Consider the following 19744-nt stretch of genomic DNA (forward strand, 5'->3'; position numbering starts at 1 on the left):
TAAAATGCATCCTTTTAAAATTTGTGATTAGTTAATTTGTTGAGAATGACACTGCGCTAAATCTGCAATAAATTGCTGGACTATCTGGTTCGATATTGCCCAATTTGTAACCAGGCGTACTACTGCCTTTTCGCCAACAAGATGTTCCCATACGTAGAAATCATATTTTTGCTCCAGCTCTGCAATAACTGAATTAGGGAATACAGGAAATATTTGGTTTGTCTTGGAGTCTATGGATAGTTCGTAACCTAGCTTTTTAATTCCTTCGGAAAGTTCTGCAGCGGTACGGTTAAGGTGTGCTCCAATCTCGAAGTATAAGTCATTCTTAAATAGTTCGATAAACTGAATACCTAATAGCCTGCCTTTTGCAAGCAATGCGCCCCGCATCTTCAAGTTATAGCCAAAGTCTTCTCTTAATAGAGGATTATTAATTACGATTGCTTCCCCAAGTAAAGCTCCATTTTTTGTTCCTCCTATGTAAAACACATCTGTGTACTTTGCAAGATCGGAGAATTTGATATCTCCGGCATTTAATCCAGATGCCAGACGGGCACCATCAAGGAAAAGATATAAGTTATTTTCTTGACAGAATTCCCAAAGGGCAACCAGTTCTAGCTTTGTGTAATGAGTACCAATTTCAGTTGAATTGGAGATATATACCAATTTCGGCATGCGCATATGTATCTCCATAACAGACGTGAGATATGATTGAATCAACATTGGTGACAATTTGCCATCAAGAGTTGACAGAGCTTCAATTCGATGGCCTGTAGCCTCAATTGCACCTGTTTCATGATGGTTAATGTGTCCGGATGCAGCTGAAATAACCGATTGGTAGGGCTTAAGTATTGACGATATAACAGTTAAATTAGCTTGTGTTCCCCCTGAAACCAAATAAATTCCGGCATCGCTTGCTCCAAGTTTTTCACGGATAAGCTTAGCCGCATAAAGCGAATATTCATCATCGCCATATCCTTGTTGCAGTGTATCATTACTCTCACAAAGTGCTTTGAGTATATTGGGATGGGCACCAACGCTGTAATCGTTTTTAAAACTATAAATTTTCATCTGATATCAATTATAATACTACAAAGGTACATTCGAGTTTGATGCCTGGAAATGCTAACTTTATATTTATTAATGCACTTTAAACATTAGTGTCATGACATCAAACCAGATATCATATTTCTTAGCGCTGTCCAAAGAACTCCATTATTGGAGAACTTCTTACCAGTTAAATATTACCCAGTCCTCCCTCAGCAGACATATTCAAGGACTGGAGCAAGAGCTAAACGTTCAGCTTTTCAAACGAACCAAACGTAGTGTAGAATTGACTGATGCAGGGAAATTCTTGAAAGATCATTGGGAACCCATTATGGAGCAATTTGATGCTACAATCGCCTATGCAAAAAAAATTGAGCAAGGTTCTCTCGGCACAGTCAGCATCACACATCCTGGGTCGATGGATCATAGGTTATTACCTCAATTTCTAAGTAAAATAGCTGGGCAGTATCCATTAGTGAAAACTGAACTTATCCAATTGCGATACGACCAGGAAGTAGAGTTCTTAGTCAAGTTTAAAGTAGACATGGCATTTAGCAGATATAAACACTCTAGTGAAATGTTAGACTCCAAACTAATAGAAATGGAGAGTTTTGCCTTTGTCGTATCTGACATGCATGATATTAAGTCAAATAGTGATTTAAAACCAGATATACTCAACAAGCAAAGATTTATTTTACCTGCTTTACAACCGGGATATAGCTACCCCGCATTAATTCAAAATATTTTTGATCACTACCAGATCAATCCTTCAATAGTTATTGAATCAGATTTTGCATCAACGGTAGTGTCATTGGTGGCTACAGGTATTGGTATCTCCATAGTTCCAATAAGTGTTTCGTTCTCTTCTGTCGTTGGCGTGAAATTTATAGAAATTCCTTTTACCATTCCTCTTTATCTTTATTGGAGAAAAAATGAGGATAATCCACTCATTAGAAACGTAATCTCATTAATAACATGATATTGGTGAGTGATATTAAAATTTAAAATATAAGATTTCATACATTGGATGTCTTCCTTAAACGCTCTTTTTCAAGAATACAATAGTGAAATGGCAAAATACAGTTAAAGAAATACTGCAACTTATCATTTAAGTTCTGCAGTAGCTTTAAAAAATAATAGATAATCGGTTTATTGGACATGGTAATCGTAAGTTTTTGTTCAACGAAAATCTAAACAAAAACCGCGTCCGGAGAAACATTCAATGCAGCACTTTAAGGCTCTTTTCAGGGGAACACTTTGCTCTGGCAGAGGGGAGCATTTTAGAATGGTGAAGAGGGGTCATTTTGGTGTGTTTTATCCAGATTACCTCTTTTTTTGTGAGGTCAGCATGCGATTAACAAACATCTTACCTGTTAAATTCCACAAGGGATTGCGTGGTTTTAGAATTTTTCTCCGGTACACATTTCAGGATGTTGTTTCTCAAAGTACATTATGAAGCCTATTTCCGGTATTTTGTAGATCAGTTAAGAGATACTTATCGGTTTATCAATAAATAACCAAGCCTAATAAAGGAGCCAAAAGATTAAAGTTAAAATTGTATTTTAAGGAAGTGATTTAGTTGATTTTGTCCTTCTAAATAGGATCAGACAGCTATGCCGTAATTATGCCGTAAACAAGTCGTAAAGAAAAATGGGGCCTTAGCATATCTTTATATTACCAAATAGTTACAGTTATGAAAAATACAGAAATGGCTCAAAAAATTAAGGATTTGCGTAGCCGTAAAGGTTTTAGTCAGGAGCAATTGGCTGAGACTGCTAATATTAACCTAAGAACCGTCCAGAGAATCGAAGCTGGTGAAACTGAACCAAGGGGTGATACATTGAAAAGAATAGCAAATGCGCTAAACGTTGCCCCAGATGAATTGATAGACTGGGCTGAACAGGATGACAAGGAATTTTTAGTGTTTCTAAATATATCAGCATTGTGTTTTATTGTATTTCCTTTGTTAGGAATTATCGTTCCGCTTGCTATCTGGATGTTAAAGAAAGACAAGATTAGAAATATTAACGAAACCGGAAAACGTCTTGTAAATTTTCAAATTACGTGGTGTTTAGTAGTATTCTTGTTATATGCACTTGTTTTAATTAGTGTGATGTTAAACGTGTCAATCCCACTTCCAAATCTTAGTGAACATAGTAATGGGAGAGTGGAAATAATTATGATTATACCTGTATTTTATGTGATAAATGGAGTGATGATCCTAATCAATTGTATTAGATGTTACTATAGAAAAAAAGTATTCTACCAACCTGCCTTTAGATTTCTAAGATGAAATTTATGCTGGGATTTTATTTACTATATAAAATCCCAGCATAAATGTTTCCTTTGCAACTAGTAATTATTCTATTCTAATAAATATTATTTTGCAGGAGTTTTAAAAGCAGTCATAGTATCATTTACCTTCGGATGATCTTTTGAATTTTTCAATAAGAATTTTCAGGTTTTCTTTATCTGGTACATCGACTTCTTTAAGTTCGAACGAATGCTTAAATTTTGTTTTTTTTTCGCTAACATTATTGATAAGATCAGCCTTTGGAATATGATTGAAAATTATGAGGGCTTTATAGAGATACATATTATCTGACCGCTTATCTTTGATCAGAAAGGAATAATCAAGAGGTTTTTTTCTAAAGTAAAAATAGGAGGAATCAGGATCTCTCTCTGACATCTTTCTGTTTGTAATTATTTCAGTCAGATAACCATTTTTATAATCTTTTATGACTTTAATAGAATCTTTTCCTTTACCCCTTCCATAGTAAAAAAGAGATGGGAAATGCAAAAAGTCTTTGATTAATGAATCTAATGGATAGATTTTACCTGTCGAATCAGAGATCGAATTATAACAAATGCCATTTTTTTGACCCTTTTTAGAAATGCAATATCGATAACGAATTTCAAGTGTTGCTGGCCTCATTGGATCAGGAACTTCTTGTCCTGAATTGTTTATTTTTACATAAGTATTAGTAACCTCGTAAGGCTCTCTTGATATTGTGTAATTATTTGAATAAATAAGATCAGGAGAGCGTGTAAATGTCATATGTTCCCCAGTTTTTTGTGGGACTTCCCAGGTACTTGTAATGTGAATAGCCTTAAAGTCTTTTAAATCATCATTCAATGTAAAGCTATTAAAACCTATATAAACAAAGACAAAAGGGACTATTAAGGCTATTTTAAGAAAGAACTTCATTTTTAATCAATTATACGGTGAATGATTTGCTTGCAATTCCGTTAAGAGTAATATCTCCTTCAATAGGTAAACCAAAACAATAAGTAGTTCCCCTTATTTTAAAATTTAATGTCATCGTTGCTAAATGTGGACCAACAACAACGCCATTTGGAGGTAATATATCAGTATAAGCTACTGTAAAACCACCAGTTGATCCTGTTAAATATACGTTTTGATGCGCGATAGATGTAAATTGCCAAACCCCACTTACCAATTGCTGATAACCTGCATCTACGCTGTTAAATTGATAAGAATTGAACAAGCCTCTATAAGCTGTCCACGTATATGTTATATACCTGTTAGCTGAATCTATATCGATACAGAAATATTAACTACTTGACCTGCAAGTGCAGCTTCCATTTCGTCAATGCAATTTTGGGTGCCACCGCCACCGCCTGGATTTCCACCACCGCCACCACCAGGATCTCCGCCACCGCCTCCACCTCCGGGATCAGTAATAGACCCAAATAAAATTAAATGTGTTTTAGCCTTTTCCGAATTTATTTGTTTCTTTTTCATGATAATTTAAATTGGGTTATGCATTATTTATTCATGCTTGTCAATTCCTTATCCTTATTTAATTCAAGAGTTTCATTCTTGTGTTTTTTTTTGAAAACGAACTAAGTAATTGTATATCAAATATATAAAATTGAGCTTTCCTGAGCGAAGTCATTTGTCTCATTCTTGAAAGTGCGTATTACTAAATTGTTTTATAATGAAAATATAGGTTTCGAGATATTAAGAAATGGGTTAACATTGCTTTTAAATGACATACTATGTTGGTCTGAAATTTTAAAATTAAAATCTATCACGTTTATTTGAAATTCGGTGAATAGAACATTGGGACTAATGTCTCCAATTCTATATCCTATTGTCCGTAAATTTATCTACCAGATTATTAAGATGATAGCACCAGATGATTTACGAAATGTGATCTATGAAATTGAAGGATCTGATTTACCAGAGGTGAAAAGAAACTCTGAAAGCAGTTACAGTTGTGGCAAAGGTGCGCTTTGCAATCCGGTTGCCTAGTGTTTTGACAACGTCTGAAAGGACATCAATTTCTGCCAGGTACTCGTTCATTTTCTGATTTGTGGAAACGGGTAAAGCTTTGTTATGATTAATACATAATGGATGATCTTTATACCTGTCCAGAATATCTCCGGCAAGTGGTAACAGAGGAACGGCCACTCTTGTACCTGTCTTTTTTCTATAACTGAATAACCACCTTTCACCGTCATTCCCTACACGAATATCTGATAATTTTAGCTTTTGTACGTCCGCATAAGATAGTCCCGTATAACAACTGAACAGGAAAAAATCCCGTACCTGTGATAATCTAGCAGTAGTAAAACTTTTATCAGCAATCCTTTGTAGTTCATCTTTTGTAAGGTATTCCCGTTGGACGAGTTTTTATTTTAACTTGTAGCCAAAGAAAGGATCGCTACTGATCCATTTATTTTTCATGCAGATGAGAACAATTTTCCCGAGATTTTTAAGGTGCTTACTTGCCGTATTCGCTCCATTGTCCTTGGAGGTATGAAGATAGAAATCAAAGCCATCTATAAACTCATGGTCTATATGCCTGATGTTAAGGTCACTTTTCTGGTATTTATAAGACAGGTAATCTTTGACATGTCTTTCCAGTATCTCAAATCTTTTTGGCGTAACATTTGCATAATCTTCCTTTTCGACCAATTCCTCCATGTTTTTGTTGTGGATTTTGATAGCCTTGCATATAGTATGCATTTTTTCTGCTTTACCCATGTACTTGCTTTTAATCGCCTCGGAGGTAATTTCTGCATCTTGCCCGCAAAGTAGGGTGTGGGAGTTAGTAACCCTGGCTTTCATCTTGTCCAGATAAGTATTAAAGGTTTTGGTATCTTCCTTAGTGCCTGTCATGTGTCCCGCCTTGGTGTTCTACAATTCAGGTTCGCAATCCCTGCTGGTCGCAAGTTCTGCGCGTTTTCCGTCAACGGTGATTCTTAAATAAACAGGAACAGCACCTTTAATGTAATTCTTTGGCTTTTTCAGGTAGAAAAGCAGACTGAAACTCGTTTTCATAATAAAGATTTAAGGTTAACAAAGTTAGCCTTGCAGTCTAAGCGAATCAAGTCGTTCAATGATTGAACTTTCTGTAAATCAGAAGATTGTATTCAATTCGGTGAGTTTTGTACTCCCTGAAATTACTCACCGAATCACTCAATTTTATATGTGATTTAATGTGTGTTTTTGGGTTTTCCAGTAAACAAAAAAGCTTGCAATCATGTGATTTGCAAGCTTTTACGTAGTTTTTATACTATTCTTTGTGATCCCGCTGGGATTCGAACCCAGGACCACTACATTAAAAGTGTAATGCTCTACCAGCTGAGCTACGGAATCATTATTCTTTTCAGAACAATACTCTAAGCGTTTCCGTTTAAAGTGATGCAAATATAGGGCTAGCATACGTATAGTGCAAATAAATATTGTGCTTATCCTATAGTAGCCTGATTCTAAGCCTGATTAATTGCATTTAAGGTTAAAAAACTGTTAAATTAAGGTGATAAAGGAGGTTTTAACAATGAAAAACCTCCTTTAACCTCATCTATTTTATGATGTCTTCTGCTTCATTTTTCTTTTTTGAGATGTTATATAAAACAAATCCCATGAAAAGGAAGATTAAAACACCTAGCAATTCATAACCACCAGCTCCAAACCAGCGGGTAAATAAAGGCTGAACATCAACTTTACTCAAATTACTTCTTACAGAAGGAATAACCATCAGAATAGCGACGACAACTCCTGCCAGTGCACCACCCGCAACCAATCCTGTTGCAAAGAGGTTTCCAGGACCTAATTCTTCTTCCTCTGGGGTTTTTACTTTTTTCCTTTCTTTCCAGTCCACAATTCCTTTAATCGCACCACCAACAAAAATTGGAAGGGTAGTAGATAAAGGTAAATAAGCACCTACAGCAAATGATAATGCATTGATACCACATAACTCTATGGTAATAGCAATAAATACACCGACTAATACATATTGCCAGTCCAGGTTAAAAGAAAGCATACCCTTGATTAAAGTAGCCATTAAAGTAGCTTGTGGTGCAGAATATAGTTCAGTACCAATCGCATGTTTAATTCCCTGAGCAAGCATTTCGGGAGTAGGCGTATCCAAAATACGAACCGTAAGACCAATTACGATAGAGGAAACAATAACACCTATGAATAAAGCAATTTGCTGATATCTTGGTGTTGCTCCAATAATATAACCTGTTTTTAGATCCTGGGAAGTTGCACCTGCATTAGCTGCTGCAATACAAATCATACCACCCACAACCAATGCCATAGGTTCATACACTTTTCCTGTCCAGCCCACAGCAATGAAAACAAGACAGGTTCCCATAATTGTTGCAATGGTCATTCCTGAAATGGGATTGTTACTTGATCCAATCAGACCTACAATACGGCTTGATACTGTAACAAAGAATGCACCAAACATGACTACAAGTACTCCAATCAGTAAATTACTCAAAATCCCATTGCTTGGAATTTGTGGTAAAACAGCAACCAGTATAATCAGTGCCAAACTACCAACACCAACAACTTTAAGGGAAAGATCACGGTCTGTTCTTTTGGTATCTGCTACTGTTTTGCCTTCTTTTATAGAGCCAAGGCTGTCTTTAAATGAAGATATAATCGTTGGTATAGTTTTTAATAAAGTAATAAACCCTCCGGCTGCAACGGCTCCAGCTCCGATTTGTTTCACGTAAGCCTGATAAATTGCCAGTGGATAATCTGAGAAAGTTTTTGTGATTGGGTCCCAGCCTACAGAACCGCCAGCTTTGGTGATATCAGCAAGTAATCCTAGTTTCACTAGCTGATGAGCGGCCAGTGAAGGATCAATCAGTGTCGCTAATAAGGGGATAAGCCCTAGCCAGGCCAGTACACCACCCGCAACTAATACCCCGGCAATTTTTGGACCGATAATATAACCAACCCCCATATATTCAGGTGTGATCTCTCCGCTAACCTGTGCAGAAGGCAGAAATTTGTTAGCCTTTGTAGTTACCCAGGTCGGAGCTTCTGAAATTACGTGGAACACTTTCTGCATTAAGGCATAAATCATCGCGAAACCTAAGCCCCAAAAGGCTGTTCTGGCAAATGATCCACCTCTTTCACCAGCTTTTAGGACTGATGCACAGGCTGTGCCTTCGGGATAAGGAAGGGTGTCATGTTCTTTAACAATCAATGATCTGCGCAGAGGAATCATCATCATGGTTCCTAAAACCCCTCCAAGAATTGCCAGGATAAGAATGGTCATGTAGTTGAAAAATGCTTCTCCTGAGCTTTGTCCACCAATATCAGTACTTAGGAATAAAAAGCCCGGAAGTGTAAATACGACTCCGGCAGCAATTGATTCACCAGCCGATCCGGTAGTCTGAATAATATTATTCTCCAGGATGGTTGTTTTAAAAAACTTTTTGCCCAGCGTAATAGCCAGTACGGCAATAGGTATTGATGCTGAGACGGTTAATCCTGCTTTTAATGCGAGATAAACAGTGGCGGCACCAAATATGATCCCGGCTATACATCCCAGTAAAATGGACTTAATTGTAAATTCTGCTACATTACTTTCTGCAGGTATGAAAGGCTTAAAATCTTCTTTAATCATTATAAAAAAATATGCTTTAAAGATATCTTTTTTTGCCCAGCTAACAAGACGAAAGGTGAATAAACCGTTCTTTTTAGCATGATAAGCTGTTTTTATGCTAACTTTGTTACTCATGAGAAATTTGTTAATCCTATTTTTTCTGTTTATAGCTTATGCTGCAAAGGCACAGATAAAATCATTCTATAACTGGAAAGGAAACGCCCTTTCTTTATATGCAAGCCCCTCTGCAAGCAGTAAAGTTCTGATCAGTATTCCTAAGGGAGAGACCGTGCAAAAGGTTAATGAGATTAAAGGCCTGCCTGCTTTCAATGTCGTGCTGAGTTATTATGGCAGTAAAGGAATTCCTGAAAGAGGAGATGTATATGGTTATGGCGGAACTTTTTATACGATGAAAGGAAATTGGGTAAAGGTGAATTTTCAGGGTAAGACAGGATATGTTCCTGAACTTTTCTTGTCCCACCTGGCCGATTTACAAGTGCATAAAGTCAAGAGTAATGAGTTTGGAGATCTGAGTGCTGATTATATGTCAGCATTATTTGGCCGTCCTGTATCAGTACATAAAAAAGAATTACCAAAAGCAAGTGCGGATGAAATTAATTACGAGAAGACTTACCGTTACAAGAATGGTAACTACCTGCTGGTATCCATCAGCTATTTTGAAAAAGATGGGCCAGGCGGTGAAAAATATACGTACTATTTGAAAGGGCTAAAAAAACATGAAGCCATATTGTTATTACTAAAATTAACCTCGTTTAATAATTTCATGGCCGATAATGTTGAAACTATTAAAAAAAGAGCGATCACAAATAGTTTGTACGACCAGTTTACCTGGTGGTACAATAATGGCGATAAGCAAGAACAGAACACAGACCTTGAATTTTTTTATAATCAGGAAGGCGGTTCATCAATGGTTACACTTAAAGAAACAAAAGAGGGTGTAATTATTTCTTTTGGTTATGGCGGATGTTAGTATTCACTGAGATTGCAATAAAATTATTATTTTGTTGTCTATGAAGAAGTATTCAACTCTTTCTGGACTTGCTTTGACGCTGATTATGCTGTTTATTACCTGTGGTATAAAAGCACAGATCAAAAAACAAAGTAGTAATCCTATCAATAAATGGGCATGCAGAAGCTGCGATACGTTAATACTAAAACCCGGTAAACCAATATTCATATTCTATAATATACCGGCAATTTTAAGCGATGATGAGTTTCGTCATGTGCAGCAATTGAAAGAAAGTGATTTGGACGGCTCTATTGATTATAAGTTCGAATTATCTGCGTTATCTTATGCGCAAAGAGAGTGGGATGAACTTCATCTGCACTTCCCCAAAGAGAAATTTAATTACAAATATCTTTTCAGGCATACTTATATCAAAGTAATCAATCATGCTGCTGAGGTTATCAATATGCTGACATTACCTGATGATTATAAGGGATTTATATACTGGGGAGGTAAAGCGGGGGATAAGGTTGTAAAAAGTGATAAAATGTATCAGTTAACAGAACTTGTTGCTCAACAAAGAAAAGTCAAATCCCGTTCTGGCTATATGATTAAAAATGAACAGGACTCTATCGCAATTGCACGTTATAAAAGCACTTTTAAGCCATCGCCCGAAGCGGCAAAACTAGCTATGTATCTTGCTGTGGATTTGAATTTTAAAGAGCATGATCTTCCTTTGCAGCTGTTTGATCTTAAGGGTGTTAAAGAGATGAAGTTAATGAGTGATAGTCATAACTATAGAAATCTTATCTTAGATTTCAACGATAAGGGGCAGGTTGTTAAAATGCTGAATGCCCTGGGGACTGTTTTTATTGAATACAAAGATGATGCACCATATCTATTTAAAGATAATGCTGCTCAATTTCAGGAGTTTAGCTATTCGGGAGATACTGTTTTCGTCGTCAATAAATGGAATCATAAGATGGACCGCTATACAATGGCCGGGGATTTCTATTTTAAGACAAAGTCTTATTTACTTTATGAACCAGTTCCATTCAGAAAGGAATTGATTTTAAGTGAAAATGAACTAAGCAAGCAAAAAAATGGTAGTGCAGAACTTGTACTGCAAGCCAACAATCCTAATGGGGATATTCTGGATATGCTGAATAGTCCATCTGTAAATGAAGAATCTGAGCAATTACTTACCGCTGTGAGTTCAACAAAATGGGGGTTGCCAATTACGCTGAAATATAAAACTTACTATGATTCTAAACTCACCGAATTGATTGAAGAACAGTTTGCAGATCCTAAAGGGAATTTAATTTTGGACAAAATAATAGATGGGATCAGGCGTCGCTATATCTTTAAAATGAAGGATGGCAGGCCAGTAAGTCTCTCTGTTAAAACACAAATTCTCTCGGATGATGGAAAAACAGTTTTAAGTGATTCGAAAAAGATTAAGACACAAGTAGTCAATTTCAGTTATCAATATTTTTGAGGGTTAAACAGGTGCTTAGCACCTGTTTAACCTGATTTTAAAGTTATTTGTCAGGATTTTCTTTGTGTAATTTTCTCAGTTTACTATTCTTTTTGCCGTAAAGGAAGTAAAAAACTACTCCAATAGCCATCCAGATGAAAAGACGTTCCCAGCTTTCAATGGGCAAGCCTACCATCAGACAAACACATACTGCGATTCCCAGAATTGGGACCAAAGGCACAAATGGGACTCTGAATGATCTAGGGATTTCAGGATTTGTCCGTCTTAAGATAATCACTCCCAATGCAACCAGAGAAAAAGCAAATAAGGTTCCTATACTGACCATATGGCCCAGATCTGAAATCGGAACTAAACCCGCAAGGAGCCCTACAAAAACAAGGAAGAATAAATTACTTTTCCATGGCGTCTTAAAGCGGGGATGAATATTGCTGAAAAACTCAGGTAATAGTCCATCTTTTGACATACTGTAGAAAACACGGGATTGTCCTAATAGCATAACCAGTATGACAGAGGTATATCCTGCAAGAATTGCGATAATGAGCGCACTATTCAGAAAATGATATCCTGTGACAGCAAATGCAGTAGCCGCAGGACTTGCATCACCTTTAAATGCAGTATATGGTGCTAAACCAGTCATCACGTAAGAGAACGCTACATAAAGTACGGTTGCAACTAATAGAGAGCCGATAATACCAATGGGCATATCCTTTTGAGGGTTTTTGGCCTCCTGAGCAGCTGTGGAAACAGCATCGAAACCGATAAATCCAAAAAATACAACTGCTGCACCTCTGATAATACCTGACCAGCCGAAATGTCCGAATTCTCCCGTGTTTTCGGGTATAAAAGGACTGTAATTGGCTGTATTGATAAAGGACCAGCCAAGGGCGATAAAGAGTAGAATGACACCTATTTTTAAAATAACCAGTAAATTATTAATGGTTGCTGATTCTTTGGTTCCTTTGACTAATACAAGAGAGAGGATTACTACAATAAATGTGGCTGGAAGATTAATAATCCCTCCTTTTAAAACAGTTCCATCGGCCAGTTTGATAACGTCAAAAGGCGACCCTGTCAATTCTGCAGGCAGATTAATATGTAATTGAGCTAGTAATTTGGTTGCATAACTGGACCAGCTTACGGCAACTGTTGCAGAGGCGAGTGCATATTCAAGAACTAAGTCCCATCCAATAATCCAGGCCATAAATTCGCCCAGAGTAGCATAGGTATAAGTATAAGCTGAACCAGCTACAGGTATCATAGAAGCATATTCTGCATAACAAAGGGCACAAAAGGCACAGGCAACGCCCGCAAGAATAAATGAAAGAATTACAGCAGGACCAGCATTTTCAGAAGCGACAATACCTGTTAATGAAAATATACCAGCCCCAACGATTGCACCAATACCCAGTGCAATTAAGTTATAAGGTCCTAATGTACGGGTAAGGCCATTTTCACCATTGTTTTTTTGTTCTTCTATCAGTAGTTTTATTGGTTTCTTGAATAACATATTGAATTTTTGAGGAATTAGCGCTTGTATGTTTTAAAAGGGTTAAGGGCATGCAAAGGTATACATATTATATTTAAACTACCAAAATAGTAGTCTTTATTGTTTCTATGAAATACTCTTTGATTTGTTATTGTAACCATAGGGGGCGGGGACGGGAGCAGAGGTGGCTGTTAGCTGTCGCCGGAGTTATTGGTAAAAGATTTCAAAATCTTTTACTGCATAGTTTTCAGGAAGTTTTTTGTTGAGTAGCAAATGGGAAGCGACTCTGCCGATTGCATCAGAGCACATCGCTGAATATCCGTTACAACCGCTTGCAACATATAATCCTGGCTGATGTGTTTCACCAATATATGGTCTTCCATGAATAGAGCGATTGATGATGCAGCGTTTGGTCAGGTATGCTAAAGGTTCGATATTTGGTAATATCTTTAAAAGTTCTTGTTTTAATCTATTGATAAACTGATCGCTATTGCCATTTCTAAACCATTGCTGAACTTGTTCAATATTGTCAAAATAGATATCCTCGGGCATATTACAGCCCATTTTTATATAGTAGTTGCCATCAGGGTATTGAACTGGCTTAATCAGATAAATGCCTTCCGTTGTGCCGTTATCAATTTCATATAACAAGGAAGGAAGTTTTGCGAGTTCTTTGGTTTGTTCAGGGTTTAATCTTGCTAATAAGATAATTTCATTTTTTAACTTTAAATCTAATTTTTGAGCAGATAGATTGAAAAAATTAACAAATGATCCTGCTGCCAGCAAAATTTCAGAGGCATGATAAATATTACCATCGTGGGAGGTAACAGTATATCCATGATTATGGTGTGTAATGTCTAGAATGGTATCGTTAATGTTTATTCCCTGATGCTGGTCAAATACAGCTAATTGTGCTTTTAGTAAAAGGCGCGGGTTAATCAGTCCGGCGGGAGATTGTTCCAGTAAGCCTTTTGAACTTTCAGGAAAATGATAAGCACTGAAATCATTAACGATCGCTGAACCTGTTGGATAGGGTTTAAAGGTCAGTTTAAAATCACTGGCCAGTGATGCAGCCTGGTAAAGATAACTATCTTCACCCGTTGGGTTTACATATAAACAACCTGTAGGATCATGGAAATGTATACCGCTTTGCTCTTGTATTGTTTGGTATTGATTAACAGATTCGAGGTTGAGCCTTGTCCATACGCTATCTTTTCCGATCAGGCGCTGAACACGTGCCTGATCATAATGACTGGCAAAAACAATGGATTTATTGTAGTCAAGAGGTTCTTGCGGACCAATAATTGCAATTTTTTTATTTTTAAATGACAGGTATTTAGCGGCTGCTGATCCAACTAAGCCTTTACCAATAACTATAATGTCGAATTTGTCCATAATTTCTTTTTTGAAACTACAAATTTTTATTGAATACAAATAATGAAAGCGTCATGCAAAATCGTCAGTTAAAAATGAATAGAATTTAACCTTATCTTTGCAGTGTTATTTAATACTACCTTTTTTGATGACCCCTTCAAGTGAACAACTTTTTCAATCTGTATTTAATTATGCCACACTTCCAATGCTTGTGGTTAATGCGGATGATTCAGAACTTATCATAATTGCGCATAATAAGCAGCATAAAATAATAAGCAATACCCTTGACAGGGATATGACAGGAGGTAAAATCAGTGAAGTATTTTCTGCTTTATCTGATGCAAAAGACCTGGCTTTATTTATTGATACCCTTAAGTTATCAAGATTAAACAAAGAGGTGATTCTACTTCCTTATTTTAAGTTTACATTGGGCGATGCTGTAGCAGATAATTCTGATCAGAATGGCTGGCGTGTAGAGATTATACCAGTTTTGAATTTAGCTAATGAAGTGGATTACCTGCTTTCGATATGGCACAGTATAGCGAATGACAATCATATAGAAATTTTGCCTGTTACTAAAACACAGCTTGGTGAAGAACTTGCTGCTACAAATGAGCAGATTGAAGCAGGTAATGAACAACTGGAGAATGCTGCTGAAGAATTAGATACAATTAGTGATGAGTTAGTTCAGACACAGGAGGAGTTGAACAGGTTAAGTCAGGAACTGGAAGAAAAAGTCAGCCATCATAGTGAAGGCAGCCCTCATAGAAAAACGGAAATTGAGAATCAGAAAGACAGACTTAAGAGTTTTTTAATGCAGGCTCCAGCTGGTATCTGCGTGCTGGATGGTCCTGAATTTGTGTTTGAATTAGTTAATCCGTCATTCCAGGAGTTATTTCCTGGACGCAGCCTGATTGGGAAAACGTTTGTTGCTGCTTTACCTGAAATCAAGGGGCAATTGATGTGGGATATATTGCAGGAAGTTTATGCTACAGGCGAGACCTTCCAGGGAAGTGAAATGTTGATCCCGCTTGCGAATGAGGAGACCGGAAATGCAGAAGAGCGTTATTTTAATTTTATATATCAGGCTCGGTTTGATTCCCAGGGACAGATAGATGGAATACTTTTGTTTGTCTATGAAGTTACTGATATGGTACTGGTCAGACTTGAAGTGGAAGAAAATGAACAGCGTTTTCGTTTGCTTTTAAATGCTATCCCTCAAATAGCCTGGACGAATACAGTTGAAGGTGAGATCAATTTTTATAATGAACAGTGGTTTAGGTATACTGGAATTGATATGGAGGGGAATCAGGCTATAGGTTTGCAGGATATGATACATCCAGAGGATCTTAAAAACCATTCAGAAAGATTTAAAGGTATTCTGGAGAGTGAAAACAGCGGATATTATGAGGCTCGTTTAAAAGATGAAAATGGAGATTATAAATGGTATTTGATTAGAATGCAGCCAATTAAAGATGATGATGAACATGTGCTGCTTTGGATTGGTACTGCTACGGATATCAATGACCTGAAAATATTGCAGCAGCAAAAGGATGATTTTATCAGTATTGCAAGTCACGAGTTAAAGACACCGGTAGCCTCCCTTAAAGCTTCAATGCAGCTGTTAGACCGGATGAAACATAATTCTTCTGAAAAGATGCAAAGTTTAATTGGTTTGGCGGGTAGAAGTGTTGATAAGGTTAGTGGTTTGATAGATAATTTGTTAGATCCGGATCAGCTCGCTGAAGGTGGGATTCTTCTTAAAAAGAAATCCTTTAATCTGTTTAATCTCGTAGAAAGCTGCTGCCAGCATATCTTTGGCGATGACCATCATCGCACTGTGATTACAGGTGAAAAGGGTTTATTGGTCAATGCCGATCAGGAACGTATTGACCAGGTTTTAGTAAATATGCTGACAAATGCCATTAAATATGCTCCTGAGTCCAAAGAAATTCTAATTCATCTTGAAAAGATAGCAGAAACAGTTAAAGTTTCTGTGACGGATAAGGGGCCCGGTATTTCTGCAGAAAAAATACCTTATTTATTTGATCGCTATTACAGAGCAGAAGATTCTAAAAAACCCGGATTAGGTTTGGGGCTTTATATCAGCTCTGAAATAATTTCAAAACATGAGGGCAAAATCGGTGCAGATAGTGAGGTTGGAGTAGGCAGCACTTTCTGGTTTATTTTGCCCCTTTAAGCGTTTGAGGATAAATATCAGATTGAAATTTTTAATTGATAACCAGTATTTCCTGATATAAAGGTTTTAGATCTGCTTTTGATTTTTTTATAAGTGCCGGATATTTTTCTTCAGGGCCCCAGATACTATATAAAACATATTTCCAGATATAATCAGGCATTTCTTTTAAATCTTCTTCGCTCCATTCTGATTTTGTTTCTTCACTGATATAGTTGATGAAATTCCTTTTGCAAGCCAGCAGGAGTTCCAGGTTTTCAATAGTGCTGAACTGCTCCGCAAAGATTTTGAATGATTTATGTTCCTGCATGGACAGGATACAGCTGATAAAGACAGGGAAGGATTGTTTATTGATTCCGGATTTCTCTACAAAGGCTGGTGTAAATTTCTCCTGTATAGATTGATGTTCTTCATCAACTGTTTGCATGTATTTTATAACCAGATCAAAATATACAGGATCTTCTAAACCTAAAGCAAAGACTGCAAAAGTAGAAGGTACCGCACAATTTTCATCCTGCATATTGTTATACCATTCCCATTTTTTTAAAGCAAGGTTGCTATATTCTACCATTAAGGCATGAAGGGCCGGATATTGAACTGCATTAGCAAACAGATAGTGAACACCTGGCTTTGGCAGTCCTTTAATTGGTAAGGTATTCTTTATTTTACTTGAAAATTCAATGCTGTAACTTTTAGGGAAGTCACTTTCCAGAAGCTTACAAATGAATTCAAGGATTGCCCGGTAACTTTCTTCATTTTCTTCTTTTACTTTGATTTTGATGGTTGCGAAGACATCGTTGGCAATGCAGCTTATGTTTTGATCTTTATATTCGGTCAGTGTTTTAGGTAATTTCTTAGAGCCGTGTTTTTTTAATTCATCTACTTCATTTGAACCTAATTTTTTAACCATATCAAAGTATTCATTCGCAACAACAACTTCAAAACTGGCTCCGTATTTAATCAGGGTTATGGCTACGTAACACATAAAAGTTAAGTATTCCTGATTTACGGCTGAAATATCGATTTCAGGTTTCAGCGTTAATGTATCTTCCCAGGTTGTTTCTTTATTAAAATATACTTTCTCTACATGCTCTTCAATCCAAAGTTCTAAAGTGTAATTATATCCGGCAATACCTGATTCATCAAGCTTTCTTAGTTTTTCGCAAAATTGAATGGCTTTCTCTGCTATAAAGGGTTTTTTATTGATAAAATACTCGACAACACTATTATTCAGAAATTTTTCTCCACTTGGAAGGATATAGGGGTGAGGATACTCTTTATCAGCTTTACAGGTGTCCTGCAGAATAGAATCAATAAATTTATCAAGCAACGCTTCATTACCTTTAATCTCTACAATGTAGTCTTCAGTCATAATTAACCCGGAATTTATAATCCTGGCTAAGATAAAAATGAAATCAGAAAATCTGTTTAATTAAAAGATATATTTTCTTAAATATCAAATATATCTTTTAATGCAGGTCCGAAACTTCTGCTCGAATTGAGTTTGGTATTTTCAGGATCATTCATGATAAAAAAGAATGCGCCGTTAAAACCTCTTTTTATTTCCTTGATTAAATCTGAATTAATAATTGTACTTCTATTGATTCTTACAAACTGATCGGGTAGTTTTTCGGCAAGGGACGTTATAGTGAAATCTGTCAGGCTTCTTTTTCCGTCTGTAGTATTCAGGAATACATATTTTTCTTCTGCATCAATATAGACCAGATCCTGAATTTTGATTAAAAGAATTCTATCACCTATTTTAACCGTCAGTGTTTTGATTTCTTTTTTTATTTTAAGCTGGCGCATCAATAAATCCAGTGGTATTGCATAATCTGGTTCCTGACGCTGCGTTTGTAATCTTTTAATAGCTTTTGCAAGTCTCTGGTCTTCTATTGGTTTTAGCAGGTAATCGATTGATTCTTCTTCAAAAGCTTTGACCGCATATTGATCATAAGCAGTTGTGAAAATTACTTTTGGTGGCTTTGACAGATGACTTAACATTTCAAAGCCATTTAAGACTGGCATTTCTATATCAAGAAATACTAAATCGGGATTAAGTTTTTCTATTTGCGCTAACCCTTCAGCACCATTGGCAGCTTCTCCAATAATATTGATGCAATCATAGACGGCAAGCAACCGTTTGAGGCGTTTTCTTGCCAGCTCTTCGTCGTCTATAATGATGGTATTCCACTGCTTATCCATGTGTAAAAGGAATGATGATTTTTATTTGTTTAATAGGTTGGTTAAGAATTTGAACTTCGTAGTCATCGTTGTAAAGTAATTGTAGTTTCTCATAAGTACTTTGCAAACCATAGCCGGTTTCCAGTTCATCTGGAAATGGAATTCCATTATCTATAATAGAGATTGTAATCTTAGCCGCTTTTTGTATTTCGATGCGTAACAGGCCATGATCTGCTACATTTTTTAAACCATGTTTTAATGCATTTTCTACCAATGGCTGAATGAGAAACCTGGGGATTTTATCGGCAGATAATTCATTGTCAACTGCAATTACAAAATCAATCCGGTCACCAAATCTTACTCTTTCTATATCCAGGTAAGTACTCACAATTTCCATCTCTTCTTGTACTGTAACCAGGCTCTCCTGATTTTGATTGATACTATACCTGAATAATTTTGAAAGCTGAATAGTCATGCGTTCTGCTTTGTCAGGGTCTTCGTGGATTAAACTGGCAATTGCATTTAACGAGTTATACAGAAAATGAGGGTTGATTTTTGATTGCAGCGTAGCCAGTTCAGCCTGTGTTTTCATCTGGCTTAACTGCAGCATATTGATGTTTTTCTCTCTTAACTTCGCATTCATTATTCTTTTTTGCGAAGTATAGACATGAATAACTGTACAAACAATGACAACAACAACAAGACTGAAACGGGCATCTTCAAGGTGTAAGAAATGATATTCCTGATTAAAAAGCAATGCTTTGATCAGGTATATCATTTCTATGGCGATTAACATGCCTATGATACTGGATAGATAATATACGATCAGAAACAACCATCCGCTTCCTTTGGTTAGCTTTAATACCTTTTGAGAAATGAAAATGGTATTGACTATACAAAAGGCAATCACTGTACTGAATAACATCTGGTATATAAGGCCTTTTGTTCCAATCCATTGACCTTTGAATGCACTCATTAAAAGACAAAGCGTTAAACCTATGCAAGGCCCTGCAGCAAGGTTGAAAAGATTTAATCTCAACCAGCTGATTTTGCTGAAATTATTCAGGCCTTTTTCCTGGTACTGGTCTGTTTCGCAATTATCTAACTTATTCAT

18 protein-coding genes and 1 tRNA gene are annotated in these 19744 nt (G+C 36.5%); 5 read left to right on the forward strand and 14 right to left on the reverse strand.

The annotated features are described in order from the left end of the window. Positions 1-27: 27 nt before the first annotated feature. On the reverse strand, positions 28-1068 hold the full coding sequence (locus tag HDE68_RS24100) for a threonine aldolase family protein (protein ID WP_183884871.1): 1041 nt from the start codon (positions 1066-1068) through the stop codon (positions 28-30). Between the two features lie 94 nt (positions 1069-1162). On the opposite strand from HDE68_RS24100, the gene HDE68_RS24105 reads away from it, so the two are divergent. Both HDE68_RS24105 and HDE68_RS24110 read left to right on the forward strand, forming a co-directional pair. Further along, entirely contained in the window at positions 1163-2023 is an 861-nt protein-coding gene (locus tag HDE68_RS24105; protein WP_183884873.1) for a LysR family transcriptional regulator, read from the forward strand. Between the two features lie 714 nt (positions 2024-2737). Then, positions 2738-3337, forward strand: coding sequence for a helix-turn-helix domain-containing protein (locus HDE68_RS24110; RefSeq protein ID WP_183884874.1), 600 nt, complete (start codon positions 2738-2740; stop codon positions 3335-3337). A gap of 120 nt (positions 3338-3457) precedes the next feature. On the opposite strand, the gene HDE68_RS24115 is transcribed toward HDE68_RS24110, so the two are convergent. The 8 genes from HDE68_RS24115 to HDE68_RS24150 all read right to left on the reverse strand — a co-directional run bounded on the left by HDE68_RS24115 (position 3458) and on the right by HDE68_RS24150 (position 9059). Next, positions 3458-4252 (reverse strand): hypothetical protein, encoded by a 795-nt coding sequence (locus HDE68_RS24115; protein WP_183884876.1) that lies wholly within the window; start codon positions 4250-4252, stop codon positions 3458-3460. Positions 4253-4262: 10 nt separating this feature from the next. Then, positions 4263-4553: a hypothetical protein gene (locus tag HDE68_RS24120; RefSeq protein ID WP_183884878.1), complete on the reverse strand. Its 291-nt coding sequence runs from the start codon at positions 4551-4553 to the stop codon at positions 4263-4265. A gap of 47 nt (positions 4554-4600) precedes the next feature. After that, on the reverse strand, positions 4601-4810 hold the full coding sequence (locus HDE68_RS24125) for a hypothetical protein (protein WP_183884880.1): 210 nt from the start codon (positions 4808-4810) through the stop codon (positions 4601-4603). Between the two features lie 438 nt (positions 4811-5248). After that, positions 5249-5482, reverse strand: a complete 234-nt coding sequence (locus tag HDE68_RS24130; RefSeq protein ID WP_183884882.1) for a hypothetical protein — start codon at positions 5480-5482, stop codon at positions 5249-5251. Between the two features lie 222 nt (positions 5483-5704). Then, positions 5705-6193, reverse strand: coding sequence for a phage integrase SAM-like domain-containing protein (locus tag HDE68_RS24135; RefSeq protein WP_183884884.1), 489 nt, complete (start codon positions 6191-6193; stop codon positions 5705-5707). 18 nt (positions 6194-6211) lie between these two features. Continuing rightward, positions 6212-6355, reverse strand: coding sequence for an Arm DNA-binding domain-containing protein (locus HDE68_RS24140; protein WP_183884886.1), 144 nt, complete (start codon positions 6353-6355; stop codon positions 6212-6214). Positions 6356-6600: 245 nt separating this feature from the next. Continuing rightward, a tRNA-Lys gene (locus HDE68_RS24145) sits at positions 6601-6673 on the reverse strand. 205 nt (positions 6674-6878) lie between these two features. Then, positions 6879-9059 (reverse strand): OPT family oligopeptide transporter, encoded by a 2181-nt coding sequence (locus HDE68_RS24150; protein ID WP_260171856.1) that lies wholly within the window; start codon positions 9057-9059, stop codon positions 6879-6881. Here HDE68_RS24150 and HDE68_RS24155 point away from each other — a divergent pair. Both HDE68_RS24155 and HDE68_RS24160 read left to right on the forward strand, forming a co-directional pair. After that, positions 9058-9915: an SH3 domain-containing protein gene (locus HDE68_RS24155; protein WP_183884888.1), complete on the forward strand. Its 858-nt coding sequence runs from the start codon at positions 9058-9060 to the stop codon at positions 9913-9915. The genes HDE68_RS24150 and HDE68_RS24155 overlap by 2 nt on opposite strands. 40 nt (positions 9916-9955) lie before the next feature. Then, a complete protein-coding gene (locus HDE68_RS24160; protein ID WP_183884890.1) occupies positions 9956-11389 on the forward strand; it encodes a hypothetical protein in 1434 nt (477 codons plus the stop codon). A gap of 43 nt (positions 11390-11432) precedes the next feature. Here the strand turns inward: HDE68_RS24160 and HDE68_RS24165 are convergent, their stop codons facing one another. Next, positions 11433-12896: an amino acid permease gene (locus HDE68_RS24165; RefSeq protein WP_183884892.1), complete on the reverse strand. Its 1464-nt coding sequence runs from the start codon at positions 12894-12896 to the stop codon at positions 11433-11435. A gap of 186 nt (positions 12897-13082) precedes the next feature. Continuing rightward, positions 13083-14270: an NAD(P)/FAD-dependent oxidoreductase gene (locus tag HDE68_RS24170; RefSeq protein ID WP_183884894.1), complete on the reverse strand. Its 1188-nt coding sequence runs from the start codon at positions 14268-14270 to the stop codon at positions 13083-13085. A gap of 127 nt (positions 14271-14397) precedes the next feature. Between HDE68_RS24170 and HDE68_RS24175 the strand changes: the two genes are divergently transcribed. Beyond that, a complete protein-coding gene (locus HDE68_RS24175) occupies positions 14398-16449 on the forward strand; it encodes an ATP-binding protein (protein ID WP_183884896.1) in 2052 nt (683 codons plus the stop codon). Between the two features lie 31 nt (positions 16450-16480). Here the strand turns inward: HDE68_RS24175 and HDE68_RS24180 are convergent, their stop codons facing one another. The 3 genes from HDE68_RS24180 to HDE68_RS24190 all read right to left on the reverse strand — a co-directional run bounded on the left by HDE68_RS24180 (position 16481) and on the right by HDE68_RS24190 (position 19744). Next, positions 16481-17818 (reverse strand): DUF6138 family protein, encoded by a 1338-nt coding sequence (locus HDE68_RS24180; protein ID WP_183884898.1) that lies wholly within the window; start codon positions 17816-17818, stop codon positions 16481-16483. Positions 17819-17895: 77 nt separating this feature from the next. Further along, a complete protein-coding gene (locus HDE68_RS24185; RefSeq protein ID WP_183884900.1) occupies positions 17896-18651 on the reverse strand; it encodes a LytR/AlgR family response regulator transcription factor in 756 nt (251 codons plus the stop codon). Further along, positions 18644-19744 carry a sensor histidine kinase gene (locus tag HDE68_RS24190; protein WP_183884902.1) on the reverse strand — a complete coding sequence of 367 codons (1101 nt, stop codon included), beginning with the start codon at positions 19742-19744 and terminating at the stop codon, positions 18644-18646. Before HDE68_RS24190 ends, HDE68_RS24185 begins: the two co-directional genes overlap by 8 nt.

Origin of the sequence: Pedobacter cryoconitis (assembly GCF_014200605.1) — a bacterium.
GTDB classification, from domain to species: domain Bacteria; phylum Bacteroidota; class Bacteroidia; order Sphingobacteriales; family Sphingobacteriaceae; genus Pedobacter; species Pedobacter cryoconitis_B.

Excerpts from the sequence above, each read along its gene's own strand:
- HDE68_RS24170 (WP_183884894.1), bottom strand. The coding sequence starts at position 14,270 with ATGGACAAATTCGACATTATAGTTATTGGTAAAGGCTTAGTTGGATCA.
- HDE68_RS24115 (WP_183884876.1), bottom strand. The coding sequence starts at position 4,252 with ATGAAGTTCTTTCTTAAAATAGCCTTAATAGTCCCTTTTGTCTTTGTT.
- HDE68_RS24100 (WP_183884871.1), bottom strand. The coding sequence starts at position 1,068 with ATGAAAATTTATAGTTTTAAAAACGATTACAGCGTTGGTGCCCATCCC.
- HDE68_RS24105 (WP_183884873.1), top strand. The coding sequence starts at position 1,163 with ATGACATCAAACCAGATATCATATTTCTTAGCGCTGTCCAAAGAACTC.
- HDE68_RS24160 (WP_183884890.1), top strand. The coding sequence starts at position 9,956 with ATGAAGAAGTATTCAACTCTTTCTGGACTTGCTTTGACGCTGATTATG.
- HDE68_RS24155 (WP_183884888.1), top strand. The coding sequence starts at position 9,058 with ATGAGAAATTTGTTAATCCTATTTTTTCTGTTTATAGCTTATGCTGCA.
- HDE68_RS24125 (WP_183884880.1), bottom strand. The coding sequence starts at position 4,810 with ATGAAAAAGAAACAAATAAATTCGGAAAAGGCTAAAACACATTTAATT.
- HDE68_RS24140 (WP_183884886.1), bottom strand. The coding sequence starts at position 6,355 with ATGAAAACGAGTTTCAGTCTGCTTTTCTACCTGAAAAAGCCAAAGAAT.
- HDE68_RS24165 (WP_183884892.1), bottom strand. The coding sequence starts at position 12,896 with ATGTTATTCAAGAAACCAATAAAACTACTGATAGAAGAACAAAAAAAC.
- HDE68_RS24190 (WP_183884902.1), bottom strand. The coding sequence starts at position 19,744 with ATGAATAAGTTAGATAATTGCGAAACAGACCAGTACCAGGAAAAAGGC.
- HDE68_RS24150 (WP_260171856.1), bottom strand. The coding sequence starts at position 9,059 with ATGAGTAACAAAGTTAGCATAAAAACAGCTTATCATGCTAAAAAGAAC.
- HDE68_RS24180 (WP_183884898.1), bottom strand. The coding sequence starts at position 17,818 with ATGACTGAAGACTACATTGTAGAGATTAAAGGTAATGAAGCGTTGCTT.
- HDE68_RS24175 (WP_183884896.1), top strand. The coding sequence starts at position 14,398 with ATGACCCCTTCAAGTGAACAACTTTTTCAATCTGTATTTAATTATGCC.
- HDE68_RS24135 (WP_183884884.1), bottom strand. The coding sequence starts at position 6,193 with ATGACAGGCACTAAGGAAGATACCAAAACCTTTAATACTTATCTGGAC.
- HDE68_RS24110 (WP_183884874.1), top strand. The coding sequence starts at position 2,738 with ATGAAAAATACAGAAATGGCTCAAAAAATTAAGGATTTGCGTAGCCGT.
- HDE68_RS24185 (WP_183884900.1), bottom strand. The coding sequence starts at position 18,651 with ATGGATAAGCAGTGGAATACCATCATTATAGACGACGAAGAGCTGGCA.